Source organism: Mesorhizobium sp. WSM2561 (genome assembly GCF_000513915.1).
In the GTDB taxonomy this organism is placed as follows: Bacteria; Pseudomonadota; Alphaproteobacteria; order Rhizobiales; family Rhizobiaceae; genus Mesorhizobium; species Mesorhizobium muleiense.
Window position 1 is genome coordinate 1 of sequence record NZ_AZUX01000042.1, and the last position, 13,427, is coordinate 13,427.

Annotated in this window: 13 protein-coding genes and 4 pseudogenes; 5 read left to right on the top strand and 12 right to left on the bottom strand. The window is 61.4% G+C overall.

Features of this window, described 5'->3' with window-relative positions:
• A pseudogene (locus M727_RS37565) lies at positions 1-268 on the bottom strand (IS110 family transposase); the annotation flags it as partial.
• Between the two features lie 464 nt (positions 269-732).
• On the opposite strand from M727_RS37565, the gene M727_RS37570 reads away from it, so the two are divergent.
• Together M727_RS37570 and M727_RS43230 are read left to right on the top strand one after the other, a co-directional pair.
• Positions 733-1,224 (top strand): Mu transposase C-terminal domain-containing protein, encoded by a 492-nt coding sequence (locus M727_RS37570; RefSeq protein WP_245269013.1) that lies wholly within the window; start codon positions 733-735, stop codon positions 1,222-1,224.
• Positions 1,224-1,391, top strand: a pseudogene (locus M727_RS43230) (TrbI/VirB10 family protein); the annotation flags it as partial. The gene M727_RS37570 and the pseudogene M727_RS43230, both read left to right, overlap by 1 nt.
• 577 nt (positions 1,392-1,968) lie before the next feature.
• Here M727_RS43230 and M727_RS0126650 read toward each other — a convergent pair.
• The 4 genes from M727_RS0126650 to M727_RS0126665 form a co-directional block, all read right to left on the bottom strand.
• Positions 1,969-3,690, bottom strand: coding sequence for a relaxase/mobilization nuclease domain-containing protein (locus M727_RS0126650; protein WP_198032702.1), 1,722 nt, complete (start codon positions 3,688-3,690; stop codon positions 1,969-1,971).
• A 524-nt stretch (positions 3,691-4,214) separates the two neighbouring features.
• Positions 4,215-4,628, bottom strand: coding sequence for a hypothetical protein (locus M727_RS0126655; RefSeq protein WP_156941638.1), 414 nt, complete (start codon positions 4,626-4,628; stop codon positions 4,215-4,217).
• Positions 4,629-5,095: 467 nt separating this feature from the next.
• Positions 5,096-5,506, bottom strand: coding sequence for a hypothetical protein (locus M727_RS0126660; protein WP_027155194.1), 411 nt, complete (start codon positions 5,504-5,506; stop codon positions 5,096-5,098).
• On the bottom strand, positions 5,503-6,183 hold the full coding sequence (locus tag M727_RS0126665) for a ParA family protein (protein WP_027155195.1): 681 nt from the start codon (positions 6,181-6,183) through the stop codon (positions 5,503-5,505). Before M727_RS0126665 ends, M727_RS0126660 begins: the two co-directional genes overlap by 4 nt.
• 285 nt (positions 6,184-6,468) lie before the next feature.
• Between M727_RS0126665 and M727_RS0126675 the strand changes: the two genes are divergently transcribed.
• Entirely contained in the window at positions 6,469-6,900 is a 432-nt protein-coding gene (locus tag M727_RS0126675; RefSeq protein WP_245269014.1) for a hypothetical protein, read from the top strand.
• Between the two features lie 251 nt (positions 6,901-7,151).
• Here M727_RS0126675 and M727_RS39305 read toward each other — a convergent pair whose 3' ends face one another.
• Together M727_RS39305 and M727_RS0126685 are read right to left on the bottom strand one after the other, a co-directional pair.
• The gene (locus M727_RS39305; protein ID WP_051505758.1) at positions 7,152-7,523 is read right to left on the bottom strand and encodes a hypothetical protein; all 372 of its coding nucleotides are present in this window, start codon (positions 7,521-7,523) and stop codon (positions 7,152-7,154) included.
• A 2-nt stretch (positions 7,524-7,525) separates the two neighbouring features.
• Entirely contained in the window at positions 7,526-7,840 is a 315-nt protein-coding gene (locus M727_RS0126685; protein WP_027155198.1) for a single-stranded DNA-binding protein, read from the bottom strand.
• Between the two features lie 743 nt (positions 7,841-8,583).
• On the opposite strand from M727_RS0126685, the gene M727_RS0126695 reads away from it, so the two are divergent.
• The gene (locus M727_RS0126695) at positions 8,584-9,108 is read left to right on the top strand and encodes a helix-turn-helix transcriptional regulator (RefSeq protein ID WP_036263596.1); all 525 of its coding nucleotides are present in this window, start codon (positions 8,584-8,586) and stop codon (positions 9,106-9,108) included.
• 103 nt (positions 9,109-9,211) lie between these two features.
• On the opposite strand, the gene M727_RS39310 is transcribed toward M727_RS0126695, so the two are convergent.
• Entirely contained in the window at positions 9,212-9,997 is a 786-nt protein-coding gene (locus M727_RS39310) for a hypothetical protein (protein ID WP_156941639.1), read from the bottom strand.
• Positions 9,998-10,330: 333 nt separating this feature from the next.
• The gene (locus M727_RS0126705; protein ID WP_027155201.1) at positions 10,331-10,630 is read right to left on the bottom strand and encodes a DUF736 domain-containing protein; all 300 of its coding nucleotides are present in this window, start codon (positions 10,628-10,630) and stop codon (positions 10,331-10,333) included.
• A 471-nt stretch (positions 10,631-11,101) separates the two neighbouring features.
• Here M727_RS0126705 and M727_RS0126710 point away from each other — a divergent pair, with 471 nt between their 5' ends.
• Positions 11,102-11,356, top strand: a complete 255-nt coding sequence (locus M727_RS0126710) for a WGR domain-containing protein (RefSeq protein ID WP_027155202.1) — start codon at positions 11,102-11,104, stop codon at positions 11,354-11,356.
• Between the two features lie 500 nt (positions 11,357-11,856).
• Here the strand turns inward: M727_RS0126710 and M727_RS40540 are convergent.
• The 3 genes and pseudogenes from M727_RS40540 to M727_RS43240 form a co-directional block, all read right to left on the bottom strand.
• A pseudogene (locus M727_RS40540) lies at positions 11,857-12,152 on the bottom strand (type II toxin-antitoxin system RelE/ParE family toxin).
• A pseudogene (locus tag M727_RS37585) lies at positions 12,146-12,453 on the bottom strand (type II toxin-antitoxin system RelB/DinJ family antitoxin). The pseudogenes M727_RS40540 and M727_RS37585 overlap by 7 nt, the downstream one beginning before the upstream one ends.
• Before the next feature lie 453 nt (positions 12,454-12,906).
• Positions 12,907-13,314 (bottom strand): hypothetical protein, encoded by a 408-nt coding sequence (locus tag M727_RS43240; RefSeq protein ID WP_245269015.1) that lies wholly within the window; start codon positions 13,312-13,314, stop codon positions 12,907-12,909.
• Positions 13,315-13,427: the final 113 nt, after the last annotated feature.

The window sequence follows — 13,427 nt, forward strand, 5'->3', positions numbered from 1 at the left end:
CCAGCCAGAAGCCGTCGCCGGCCGCCTCATAGGCGACGGCGATCCGCTTGATCGTATGCCCGGCCTGGCCGGCTTCGTCGCGCCAGCGCTGCAGCAGCTTCAACAACGATGGCGCGTCGGCATCAATCTTCTTCAGCGGCTGGCGCTTGAAACCCGGAACAAGCGCGGCAATCAGCCACTTCGCCTTGCTCATTTCGATGACGGCAACGATCGTGTTATCCTGTTCAAGAGCGGTAAGGGACCGGCTTGCGTCAAAAGACTGCGACATCGGGTGCCTCCTTCTGATGGTGGATCCAACAGCGCCGAAGGATGCCACACCCTCACCGCTCGCCCCATAGCATCTACTCCCTGGGACACGATCCGTCTCGCGGTGAGCGGGTAAGGTTAGTTTTGTCGAATTCCCTACAAAATGGACGGATCGAATACCTCGGGGCATAGGCAGTCCCCGTCATCAGCGGGAACCAGGCAAAGGTGAGCTCTGAACCCGGTGGATGCCAACAAAGCTGGTCTCCTGCCCGCTCGCAGTCGTCGCGCTGACCAACACGCCATTACGAAGGAGACGAAACTCGCCGCCAACCGAATGCACATCTGCAACGTGAGCTTGAGCGGTATATCGCACTCGACATCGTCGGCTCCTATCACCAATCGATCCACGGTGGGCTGGGACGCCCGCCGATTGCTGCCTGGCGAGACCATGAAGGTGAGATTCCACTTCGACTGCCACAAGATCGAATGCGCTTCTGGCTGACGTTCCTGCCCGAGCAGGAGCGCACCTTGCGGCCGACCGGCATTCATCTGTTCGGTCTGCGCTATTGGTCGGCGGCGCTCAGCGCCGACGTCGGACGTTCTGGCCGGCGCCTGCTTGTCAAATCCGATTCACGCGACATGGCCGGCATCTTCGTTCGACGGCCTTCAGGAAACTTCGTGGACGCCCGCTATGCCGACGTGACGTTGCCTTCGATCACCCTGCACGAGGCGGTGACCGCGCGACGCACACTGCTGGCGAAAGGCCGCCGAGAAGTCGACACCCGCGCGATCGTCCGTACCGCCATCACGCAGCGGGAATTGCTCGAGACTGCCACCAAGAAGACGGCAGCGGCACGACGCGGGAGGGCTTCTTCGAAATCGAAGGTGGATGATCGGGGATGGGGCTCGCTCCGCGGTGTCGATTCCAGCAAACCTGTACCCTTGTGGAGGATACAGATTGAGCTGGAGCAAATATGATGATCCGCGGATTTCTGGAAACCGCCATCAACACCGATCTGCCTGGCATGGTTCGCGCGGTCGCGCGCGAAGACGTCTATTCGCTCGACGGCCGCCGCATCCTGATTCCGGAGGGCTCCCGGCTGACCGGCGAGTATCGTTCGGGGATCGCCCGCGGGCAGCAAAAATCGGACTTGCCAAGCGGCCAGTCCGCCGCTCCTCTGAAGGTCAATCCTTCCCTTGGCCGGGCCGTTCGAGCCCGGCTTTTTTCTTTGACTCCTCAGTTCCGAAGGCTTCGGGTGAGATGCCGCGCTTCCGCGCGCCTTTGAGCAAATCGGATTATTATTATTGCCTTACGCGCCCCCCTCGCACTGGTGGGTCGGTGTCTCCTCTTTAAGTCTTCACGGAACGACGGAACCAGCGCGCTGCCCGCCGCGCTATTCTCTCGGGGCTTCCGTCATGACCGTCTGTCACCTCTGCGGCGGCGAGCGCCGCTTACCGGTACCGGAATGAGAGACCTGCCCGATGGCGCAGGACGGCGGCTGCGACGATTGCGCCAGCCGATGTGCTAAGTGCCACAGCGCTGGAGTTCGCCCTCCCGGACGTCTCCCAGTCGGAACGCTCCGACGCTCCGGGGATCAGCCGTCTCGGAAATAACCTGAAATGCTACAGCGACTTCGGACTCATGCTGGGGCAACCTGATATGCAAATTACCGAATTTAAGCATGTCTTTGCTCCGAAAGGGGGCCCCTTTCGACAGACGTGCTAGCGCTCGTATTCTTTGTCCTGGCTGCGCTGTGTCTTGCGGTCCTGCTCGTCGGCCTGCCGGCCCTTTTGCTTGGCTGAGTCTTTCTGCTGCTGAACGCGTTGTCGTGCCTTCTCGCCCTGCCGGCGTGGCGTCTCGGGCTGTCGCGTATCTTCTCGAGCCGGTAAATCGCGGCCGCGCGCCTCTCTTTCAGGCGCGGCGCCCCCGGCTCCGCCTGCGCCCTTTTGCTGCTCGTACTGGAGGCGAGCGAGACGATCGTGCATCTTGTCGTTCACGCCATCACGGTATTGCTCGAAACGCGTTTGCTCGGCATTGGGGAGCGTGTCTCGCATTTGATCCAACGCTTGGTTCACACGCGCCATCTTCTGCCGCATTTCCAAAGGTGTCTGCGGCATTTCGGTAGCTCCTATCAGCCTGGTCAATTCTTTCATGCCGGGATGGGACAAGAACGACGAGGTCCGCCCCGGTCCGCCGCCACCCTTGGAGACAGTAGCGACCGGCTTCTCGCCTGCCCTATGCGCATGAATCTGGAGTACATTGTTGCCGATCGCCTGGGCTGCAGTCAGGGCTTGACCGGTCACGCCGGCCGCCCGCATCACGGCGGCGGTCTGCTCCCACACGCCGGCGATCGCCGCCCCATTGGCGACGAGCAATCCGCGGTCAATTCGACGCTGCCGCTTATCCTCCACGCGCGCGACCGTCTTGTCACTGACTTGGTAGCGCGGGTCGTTCTGCGCGCGTTTGTACGCGCCTGCGTGTTCCTTCGTGTACGGTCGGCTCATTGCGTGATCGTATCGGCGGGTTGCGACCATCGCTATACCGTGTTGGCGCGCCTGCTCCGCGTAGGCTTCCCGCCAGGCATAGAGATCCGCCTTGTAGAATGTAAGCCGCTCGCCGTCGGCCGACCGCGCCTGCACCATGGCGTGGATATGGACGTGCTTCGTCTCGGCATGGTGTGCGAGCACGAACTTGTGCCCGGGCGCGCGCTCCTCGAGCACGGCACGCGCGGCCGCCATGATGGCTTGCGGGTCCGTACCGGCTCGAGCAGAGAAAAGCAGGTGATAGGCATTGCGGCGCTCCCGGCCGGAAAGTTGCGGCCGCCATTGCTCATAGATCGCTGCGGCCGCCTTCATCGGCTGTTTGCTGGAAACCGCCTGTCCGTTCGGCTGGCGAACCTGCTTGTGCGCCCGAATAAACTTTTGCAGAAAATATTGCGCCTTACGCTCGTTGCCGACGGCCGCCGTCACTTCGGGCGCCGCGCGAATGCCGGCCTTGGCCATGGCTTCGCGCAAGCCGCCTTCGATCTTGTCGAGCGCTTTGCTGCGCGAATTTGCACGCCCGGCAGCTAGAATCTTGGCAAGCGGTCCGGCGCGTTCCTCCGTGTGGCCATAAATGTCGACGCTGTTGCCGTTGCGAGCATAGACGAACGGCTTTGATCCGAAGGCCGAACTCAAGCCAGCGGAAAGCGTTTCGTCCGTGACGTCGCCTGCGAACTCGAACCGCACTTCGATGAAATTCGTATTCTCAAGCTGCGGCTCGAATGTCTGCGTGAATTGATGCAGAAACCCGCGGCGATCCTCCGCATTGGCAAGCGCCTGTCCGCTATCGGTGAAGATCTCGATGTCACGCTTCTCGCCGAATTCAGTTTCGCGCGTGCCGATATAGGCGAGCAGGGCGCCGGCCTGCTTACCATTGGCTGCGCTCGACAAGACCTTGAACACCGCCGGCTGCGCGCCGGCGGCATAGGCCGCTCGCCCCGCAACGGCCCTCGCCTGACGCGTCGACCGAGCGAGGTGTCGAGCGGACGGGAGTGCGCCCGACCTTCCGCCCCCGCCACGGCGCCGCCATTCTTCTTCCTCTTCCTTGACGAAAGCGCCGAGTGCGAGGTCGAAAATCGCGATCGCCGCTTTTGCGTCGCTGGATGAACGCAAGCTCCCGCTGGCGCCAGACAGCGGTATCGCGCTGAGCGGTCCGCCTCTGCCTCCGGACGAAACAGGGGCCATTGCGAGGCCGGGGCTCGCTCCTGCGTGAATTGCGCTCGCTGTCGACCATTTCCCACCAGCCTGGGGCAGAGGCCAGCGGCCTGCGGCGACGCCACTCGCATGGATGTTCATCGCTTGACGATCGGCCGTCTCCCGGCGAGCCGATTGCAAAAGCTTTTCATCATCAAGGTCCTCGAGATCGCCAGCGCCCCGTATGCGCAAATAGCGTTCGATCTCGGCAGCATATCCCGCAAGGCGACCGTTCATACCTCGACCTGCCTCGGCTTGCGCGGCCTCGCAGTCATCGCCTTTAATTCTTGGCGGAACCGACGCACGAGTTCGCCTACGGCGATCAAGGCCCGCTCGAGGTCTTCGTCATACGGCACCCGGCCCTCGTTCATGGCCCGGACCGCCTGATTGAAATTCACACCGACACGGCGAAGCTGGTCGGTGGCCTCCTCAATGGAGGGTCGCAGTTCGTCCGTCGCAGCCGGAAGAAAGCCGGCCTCGGTCCGAACAAGGCGCCGAACGACTTCGCTGACCGTCACCGACTCCCGATCAGCCATGGCGCGCAGCCGCTCCAGTTCCACGGCTGAGAACCGCACGTGCAGGACTTCGTCATAACGCCGGGATGCGTTGTGGATTTCTGTTTCGTGGTTTTTGGGTCCCATCTTCAAGCCCGCTTGCGGGCGCTAAGGCCCTTGGGCCGCGCCACCTTTTTCGTGTGTAACACAAAAAAGGCTATCCTGCCAAAGACAAAAACCACTCACTCAAAAATAGATCGCCAAATCCGCAATTGATTATAGCTTTCATCTCAGACATAAGCGTCACATGTTGACAAGGAAACATGATTCCTCAACACGCTTTGCATCATCGACTTATGGACAAGCCAATTTCGTGACATGTTTCTGTCGCAACACGTTGCCTTACTGCGAAATCATCATGCTAACATGGAGACAAATCGCAACGAGCAGGGGACGTCAGCTTGTGACGATCCCTAGATCGCGGCGACTGCTGTTGGCATGGCAAGGTGGATAAGCTGAGCCGGGCGACCGCGGCCGACGAGCACGGCTGATTTGCGCCGGTGTGGCCCGAGCGTTCACTGCACCCCTTATCGACGGAGGACGCCGCAGGGCGGGCTGCCCTAGTCGTTTGGCAGCTTGTGCTTATGGGCTTTGATATAGTCCTGTACCGCCTTGCGCAGCAGCTCGGTCATGCTGTGGCCATTGCTGATCGCGAGCAGCTTGAATTGGCGCTGTTCCCCGGCCGTAAGGTAATAGCCGCAGCGCACCATTTCCTCTTCGCGAATCCTTTTGCCAGCAACCGGATCCTTCTTCTGGCCCTGTCGCAACATCTTGCGGAAGTCCGGGCCAGGTGGCCCCGATGCAGTTTCAGGCTCCGGTGCCGCCGCTGATGCGACGGCAAGCGGCTGAGGGGCGGGATCGGATTTCGGAGCGATGAACATGCTCGGCAGCGTCGGCGGCTGAGTGGAGATCGCTCGCATCATGCGAGCTTTCTTATCGTCTTGTGCGTCCAAGGTGCTTTTCTCCGTCATGCGGCCTTCCTCGTTGCCTCGATGAAGGTCTTGAGAACGTCATCAAAGACCCCTTCGCTTTCGGCAATTGCCTTCGCATCAGGCCGGTCTGGGCTGTAGAGTGTCTGGCCGCTTTGCAGGTCCCGATAGGCAACACGGTTTTGCAGCGCATGTTCGGCGATCGGCGTGCCGTTCGCCTGAATGATTGCGCGCAGTTCTGTCAAGGCTCTCGCCTTGGCATCGATGATGGTCTGTTTTGTCAGGACAAACACGGCTGGCAGCGCCCGCCCGCGTGTTTCGACCGCGAGCGGAATGTAGTGATCGGTGATCTGGATTGCGGCGGTCACGTCGTCGAGCGCAAAAAAGATCGGCACCACAACGATATCGGCGGCGAATAGCCCGGCCATGAGATTGTCGTTCGTGGTGCCTTCGGTGTCGATCAGCACCACGCTACGGTCGCCATTGTTCAACTGGGCCGCCTCCAGGATCTCGCGCGTCGTCGCGGCGCTGACGAGCTGGAGTGTCTCGGGACGGTTGCCTGCCTCCTTGAGCATCTGAGCCCACCGGATCATGTTCTGGCGAACGTCGCCGTCGATGAGCGTCACCGCGTAGCCGCGCTTAAGAGCGACCGATGCGAGCGCACGCAGCAGGGTCGATTTGCCAGTGCCACCTTTGGCGATAGCGGCAGATATGATCATAGCTCGGGGACCTTTGATGAACCGCTTTTATGTCAATCGCCTCCCCGGCAATTGTCATACCCGCACCCAAAGTGTAGTGTCAATTTATGAGCGATCAACCGGACAGGACAACCATTTTCAGGGCAGCTTTAGCCGAGATCTCGAGGCGAGACGGCGGCGACGCCGCTCTTGATGCCGCGGCCGCCATGATGGCTTGCGCGTCCGTCGGCATGATGCGCCAGCGCGATCTGGTTTTGATGGTACCTAACAGCGAGGCGTGCAGAGCGGATGGTTAGGGAGATATTGGTGGCCGCAGCCGCGGCTGCGAGCGTCGCCGCCGCCGCTCAAGGCGATCAGTCCAAAGGGGCCGGCAGCAATCCGATGTGGCCCGCCGGACTACGATGGGATTGCGCGACGGCGGCGAAAATTGTGTGTGAACGCGACGGCTCCTGCAAGGTCGCTAAAGGGGATGCTCGATTCCTGCTCAATTACGACAACAACAATATCGAGTTTGCGAGCGGCGATGTCCGCATCAAGCGGCATTATCAGCAAACGGTGCAGGCAAGTCCTCTGCAAAGCGAGGTCAAGGTGGAACTTGCCGACAATCGGGTCATCTGGCTGACAGCGGTAGACGCCAGTCGCACCTATTCCGAAGCCTGGGTCGGCGCCCTGACGGAATTGAAGGGTGGCGCCGTCCTTTTGGAATCCCAAGGCGTCTATTGCACCCCGCACAAGTGAGCGCCGCGACCGGGCACGCGCCAAGCGCGGCACGGCTCCTGTAGAGCCACAGCCAAAGGCCCATTATCTCTGGCCTCCGCCGTCACTACGGCGCTGTGGGGGCGCGCTCCGGCTCCGGCTCTTTGGGCACGGGAATTGCGGAGGCACGAAAAAGAACCTTCGACGGACCGGACTGCGGGTCGAAGACGTTCGCCGGGACGGCTACTAACAGATCGCGGAAATGCCGAAACCAGATGTTCGCAAGCAGACAATCATTGAAGCTGCACTGCTTGCCAGCCATCAGGTCCCCTGGAGAACGCGACCACGCCGTCACCCTCATCTTTCCATGCAGTGCGAAGCTTGTACTTCACGGCGCACTGCACGCCAGGACCCATGGTGTTCTTCGAGCACTCTCCCAGCCGCAGCGTCGGTTGATCAGTATTCTTTGCTCGCCGGAAAGCTTCCAAAGCCTCGGCCGGGGATGGAATCTGAAGGCCGGCTGCGGCCAATTTCGCACACAGCGCCGGCTCGGGCGCAATCGCCGCGGAGAGCTGGTCTTGTGTGGGATAAAGAGCCAGCGTGCCGCCTATGCCGACCAATGTTCCGGACGCCGCCGCCATGACAAGGGCCCCCGCATTGAACATGATTACGGCTTCGGAAAAAGGTTGAAAGTCGAGGCGATAAGGTCCGTCGTATAGACCGTCTCACCGTTGCGTTTGAAAGAGTTGTTGCTGATACGGCCTTCGACGAAGACGACATCGCCGGGCTTGGCATTCTCTGCCACCCAGGCGGCTTGCTTCTCCTCCAGGACCGTTACCTGGACCCAATCAGTGGCTTCCTTTGGTTGGCCTTGTTCGTCGCGCCAATTGCGATTGGTGGCAATGTTGACCCTGGTGCTTTTGTCGAAGGGCGCTACCGACCCGACATTGCCATGAATGGTAAACCTGTTGACGCTTTTCATCGGAGTAACTGCCTCTTTTCATACACCTAATTTAGCCGTCCGGGGTGACTCAAGATTATGGTCTGCTAAGGTTGAACCAAGTGCGCTGCCGCAGCCCATTCCCGTCGTCGTAATCGATGTAGTAAGGCTTTGCGCGGCACTGGCGTTGAAATTCGTAATAGGTGGTCGTTCGATCGTTATGCGCTCCGCTGGAAACATAGGTAAGTCGGACCTCCACCGTGCGATCGCCGAGCTTGATGGTTCCCGTCGGGCTTCCGTCGGCTTGTCCATGCTGCATTCCAAGGCTGGCAAGCTGACCGAGATTGCCCGCCGCGATTCGGCACATGCTCGTTTGGCCCTGTCCCGGCCGGTCGGTAGCCGGCGCATATGGCATCCACCCCTGCGGGCAGTCCTCGTATGGCTCGTGGCGGGCGCCAGACGAGTTGGCCTGCGGGCAAGTCGGCCACGAAAAGCCCGGCAATCCCATGGCTTCGATCAGCCGATCTATTGGTGGATGACAAGAGGGCGTGCCCTGCCAGTCACCAGACAGACAAAGGAGGACCTGGCACCCCCACTCGGATGCGAGCGCTTGGGACGGAAGAGACGCGGCGCCCGCGACAGCGGCAGCGCCCAGAACGAGATTTTTCAGCACGGTCGTGGCCCTTTTTCTGTTTTCCCTGTGGCAATTTTTGACACTTTACTATGGATTTCGGCCCAGGAAAAGGGCGGGCCGAACAGGCGGGCTCGTGCGAATACATAGGTTTATGCAGCCAAATGAAGCGGGCGAGGTGAACAACCCCCTTCGAGACAATATCGCGGCGTTCCTTGAAACCGAGCGCCGTAAGCGAAAGCATCGCCATCAAGACATGGCGGAACTGTTCAAAACGTCACCCGGTCAAGGGCTTGCGTACCGCACCTACATTCGGACCACAAAAAAGCGAAACAACGTGACGCTGCGCACCCTCGAAAACATGGCCCAGGCGCTCCAGGTTTCGATCGCGACACTTCTGGTCGGCGGCGCTGAGGTGGAACCGTCGGCGCACAAGCTCACCGAAAAATCGATTCGCACGCGCTTGGCCGCCATCATCAACAGCGAGCGTGAGCGCCGCAATCTGCTCCGCTATCAAATGGCGGAGCTTCTGGGTATCTCGGAGATCACTTTCACCAAGCTCGAGCGCGCGACCGGCAATGTCAGCGTCGATACGATTGCCGCCGTTGGCGAGGCGCTCGGTCGCGATCCAGCGACCTTCCTGTTTCAGGAATCCGACAGCCAGCACCAACCGGCCTGATTTGACACGGCCAGTCGTCAAGGCTGCCTTTCAACAGCCTCTTGCGACTTTTCGGGTTGCTCTGCTGTCGCGGTTTTTGCGGCCGCGGACCTCAGCCGGTCGATCAATCGTGACTAGAGAATGGCTCCAAGCCGCCGGAAGGGCCGTCGGATCGGGGGCTAAACGGTCGGCCGCTATATTTATTGCGGTAGGTTCCTGTGGACGCCGCTTTTTTGAAGCCTGTCGGATAAAACTTCAGGCCGAGATTGGGCCGAAATTTTGCAATCCAGTCGATCTGACGACGATGCACGACAACGATATGATTGGGAAGGTTCCTGGCTCGCCATTGCCTGCGCTCGGTGACGCGCAGCAAGCCGAGCGTGCTGGCTTTGCGCAGCGCATTGCGTACGGTGGTCGGCCCAACGCCGGCGCGATCGCCGATCTCCTTCACCGATCGGTCGCATTTGCCGTGCTGTCGGCAGTCCGACATGACGATGTAGAGCGCCGCGCTCTCCCCTTCGGTGAACTCGCCGGCGAACTCGGGCCGGACAGCCTGCATGCGGGCGAGACGCCGCTTGCGCGCCCATCGCACAGGATCTCGTACGCCGCGGCCAGCCTCGCGCCGGCTTCGCTCGCTGCGGGGCCGTTGCGGATAATATGAGCGAGGGAGCGCGCAACCATCCGCGCGGGCCTTCTTGAGGTTGGCGCGGTGCTGGTCAGCCTTCTCGCAAAGCCGCTCCGCATCATGCTCGCCCAACGAGTCCTCGCCGTAGAGCTTCCATAGCTGGCGGCAAAAATCGTCCAACTCGACCAATGACCGGATGTTCGTGAGCCATAGGCTCAACGTTGAATACAGATCCATCTCTTTCCTCTTCGCCAGGCCGTACAAAGCCGTGGCGCGGAAGCGCAATTTCTCTTGCAATGTCGGGAAGGACCGGCTACGGTCTCGCATAATCGTCGGGCGAGATCGGGAGCGCCAACTCCTGTAGCCTATTCCCTAGAAAAGCCGGCCTCCGCGCCGGTTTTTTTGTGCTTGGTTGTACCCTCCGTTCAGACTCGCTTGGCATGATTGCAAGGCGCGACATCCAAAGTAAAGTATCAAAATTCCATCCTGAAGATGGCCGCCCGACTTGACCGAGCTAGTCGCGGCCTCGTTAAAGGTCTTTTGCCAGGGGCGCCCAGTTCGGCTTAATACCGCAGGTACGGAGCGGGCGCTCCGCTGTGAGCGGAGCGCCCTCGTTGGTCATCGCGACCAGATGAGCTTGTGCTCGCCTTTGTCGCCCTGGACGAGGGAGGCGTAGACAGGAGCCGTGAAGGACGGGTCGTCGAGCTTAACCGAAAGGTACTCGGCGCCGGTTTCCTTGGCGGTTTTGCTCCAGCCTGCACCGAACTCGACACCATTTGCGGTGATGCGGTAATCGGGGGCCTTGTCATTGTCACGGTCGCAGGGCTTGATGGTGGCCTTGACGCTGAGGGCGAGAGTTCTGATGGTCCCGGCATAGGCGCCGTCTTCGTCGCGGGTGAAGGTGCCGATCTGAGCCATTTTCGTATCTCCTACTGTTTGTCGGAAGCCGCCCCATGCGGCCTCGATGGTGGTCGATGGACGCAGGTCCGGCCGACTGCATCCGAGAGGACCGAAGCGACAGCGCAGGACGGCGGCAGCCGGGCTTGTTGCCTCGCGAGGAATGCGGCGTGAGCCGCAGGGGAAGAAGGTCGGCGGAGCCGTTGCAGGTCAAGGCAGGTCCGGCGTCAGACCAGCCCCGAGAAAAGGCCGCGTTGGGGCGTCCCCGGCATTGTCGTCAGAGCACGGTGCTGGCCGCAGGCACCTTCTCAGCACACGCCATGCCCGATGCCGTCGTTTATCATCACTCCGCAGGCATTCATGGCTGTCCATGCCCGGCATCCAACATGGCAGCGCAAGCGCCGCCGACCCATAACCGCAATGAATCGGTCGGGCCGGTTGGATTCAAAGAACTCGTTGGACGCCCCTTCCAAAGGAAGTGAGACTGCGGCCATGGAAAACGAGGGGATAGGCCCGGTTCATCTTCGGCGCATCGACCCCTCGCAGAACATGCGGCGCTTCTATACGCTTGCGATCCAACCGACCTTGTTCGGCGGCGCGTCGGTCATCCGTAACTGGGGCCGGATCGGGACCAGCGGCCAGTCGATGATGGAAACCTTCGATAGAGAAGACGGTGCGGCCACCGCGTCAATGAAGCTTCAGCATGCCAAGCGCCGGCGCGGATATCGCCCCTGCGATCCGGCCTGAGGGCGGGCGACAGCATAGCGAGATTGCGCAAAAGATCACCGGCGAGCCGGCCAGACAAAGGCGAAGGTCGACAGCGTATTCAAGCACACCGCCGAGACGGCGACGAGACCCGGCTTCAGCAAGGTTCAGGCACGAGTGCCGCCATCGGGTGACGGGCAGCGAGACAAAAGCGCGGCCTCGAGACGCCGGCTTTTGCGCCCGCGCTCATCGGCGTAGACTACGTTCCGCAGTTCGGCAGTTACTCCTGCGTCGGGTGGTCCCCAGCCGGCGACGGCCGGGGCCGGAGTCTTGCGAATGACTAGGTGCCTGCATCCTCACCTACGCCACCGATCGGCTGCACGCCCCCATTATCCGGCTCAGATCTCGCGCAGGCTGAGGGAGATCATGCCCTTATCTTGGAACCGCCTGCAGCACGTATAGGCTGTGCTAACCGTCCACGATCCCGCCGCCGAGGTGGCGGCCTCGCGGGTCAGGCCCGGCGCGATGGCGAAAGGCGATTATCAGCTCTCCGGGTGGTCGTTCGGCCACTGTTGTGCGCCATGCAGTACGCGGAGGATTCGAATCGTTTCACCGACCACACGATAGGCGGCAATGGAAGGCATGCCGGCAATGACGAGTTCGCGAGTTCCTGATACGCGGCCGGGCCTGCCGCTCTCGGGAAAGTCGCGAAGACGGCGGGTCGCGGCCACGATCCGCTCGTCGATTGCGATGGCGGCCGCAGGATTGTCGGCCTCGATATGCGTGAAATGCCGTCGCGATCCGAAAGCGCTAAGGCCGACCAGGCTAGCTTTACGATTTCAGGTCGCCGGTCCTGCGCCGGGCAGCGGCGCGTCGCTCGGCGAAATGGGCTTCAACCTGATCGTCAGGGATGTCGGGCCGGGTATCGTCCAACGCCTCGCGTACCTTGGCCCGGAACCAGGCATCGTGTGCCTCGCTGCTGGTCACCAGCTCGAGGGGAGCGCACCTTCATTCGCGGTGCGGGTGAGCATAATCCGGACCGCGTCCGAAACCGTCAGGCCCATGTTTTCCAGAACGGCGGATGCTCGGTCCCGAACATCGGCATCGATCCGTGTCTGAACCAGCGCGTTTGCCACCATGACCACCTCCCACTGCACTTAATGTAATGCAATTGAATGACGTGCGCTAGTCCCATTACAGCCCGCACATCCCCTCGCATTCGTTCGGCCACAGATCGAGCTGGCCGTGATCGGCGGCGGTCGACAGATCGGCCGGTCGAGCGGGACACAGGAGCGGTGCAGGAAGACCTCGCCACGCATTCTGGGCAGTCCGGTGCGAAGATGCAGGTCGACCGCGACAGCATCGGCCCAGGCTTCCGAGTCGTGGTCGCGCATTTGGCGCCAGTGCGCGTTTTCGTGGAAGGGCAGCCCACGCAGGCGCTTTTCTTGGTTCGAGATAACCGTGCCGGCGCAGCAGGAGAGGCAATCCTGCCTGCTTATGCGTTTTCGAACAGCGGGAACCTCTTGTCCACGGCGGCCGGACCACACAGGTCCTCCGCCCACTCGATCCCATAGCCTGACGAAGATCGTCGGCTAAGCCTGCAATGCGGACGAGCACGAGATCACCGGCTCGCCGCGCAGCGGAGCCGACGCGGTAGGGTGATAGGTTGGCGAACGCGTGAAGCCGATCAGGCCAAGGCCGGTGGCTGCGGCGGCGAGCGTCTTGTGTGCGCGCAAGCGGCCGCCGATCAGATGGAGAGATGGCCGCCCGATCATGACCGGTCTCCGTTTCGGAGCTGTCTTGACCATCATCGGGTTGCCGGGTCTGCGGGCGGCCTTTCGACCCGTCGTCCAGCTCCTCGATATGGTAGCGATGAAGCGTGCCGTCCTTGCGGAATTGCGGCAAGGCCCTTGAGCCGCATTATAGAACGCGGCCTGTGCGGTGTTGAGGAACGGGCTGCCCTTCGTGGCGCGGGCGGCGCGCTCGTTTTCGTCGTCCATGATGATCCTCGCGTAGTTCAGGAAAAAGCGACGCGATGATCGGCGAGCGAGAGCTCCTGCGGAACGGGCGAAGAGTCGGATGGGAGTTTTCGCCTCCCCTTGAGATGGGCGAG

Coding starts and splice junctions, on each gene's coding strand:
- M727_RS37570 (WP_245269013.1), top strand. CDS start 733: ATGCGCTTCTGGCTGACGTTCCTGCCCGAGCAGGAGCGCACCTTGCGG.
- M727_RS0126660 (WP_027155194.1), bottom strand. CDS start 5,506: ATGACGGAGAAAAGCACCTTGGACGCACAAGACGATAAGAAAGCTCGC.
- M727_RS0126665 (WP_027155195.1), bottom strand. CDS start 6,183: ATGATCATATCTGCCGCTATCGCCAAAGGTGGCACTGGCAAATCGACC.
- M727_RS39305 (WP_051505758.1), bottom strand. CDS start 7,523: ATGTTCAATGCGGGGGCCCTTGTCATGGCGGCGGCGTCCGGAACATTG.
- M727_RS0126685 (WP_027155198.1), bottom strand. CDS start 7,840: ATGAAAAGCGTCAACAGGTTTACCATTCATGGCAATGTCGGGTCGGTA.
- M727_RS0126695 (WP_036263596.1), top strand. CDS start 8,584: ATGCAGCCAAATGAAGCGGGCGAGGTGAACAACCCCCTTCGAGACAAT.
- M727_RS0126705 (WP_027155201.1), bottom strand. CDS start 10,630: ATGGCTCAGATCGGCACCTTCACCCGCGACGAAGACGGCGCCTATGCC.
- M727_RS0126710 (WP_027155202.1), top strand. CDS start 11,102: ATGGAAAACGAGGGGATAGGCCCGGTTCATCTTCGGCGCATCGACCCC.
- M727_RS43240 (WP_245269015.1), bottom strand. CDS start 13,314: ATGGACGACGAAAACGAGCGCGCCGCCCGCGCCACGAAGGGCAGCCCG.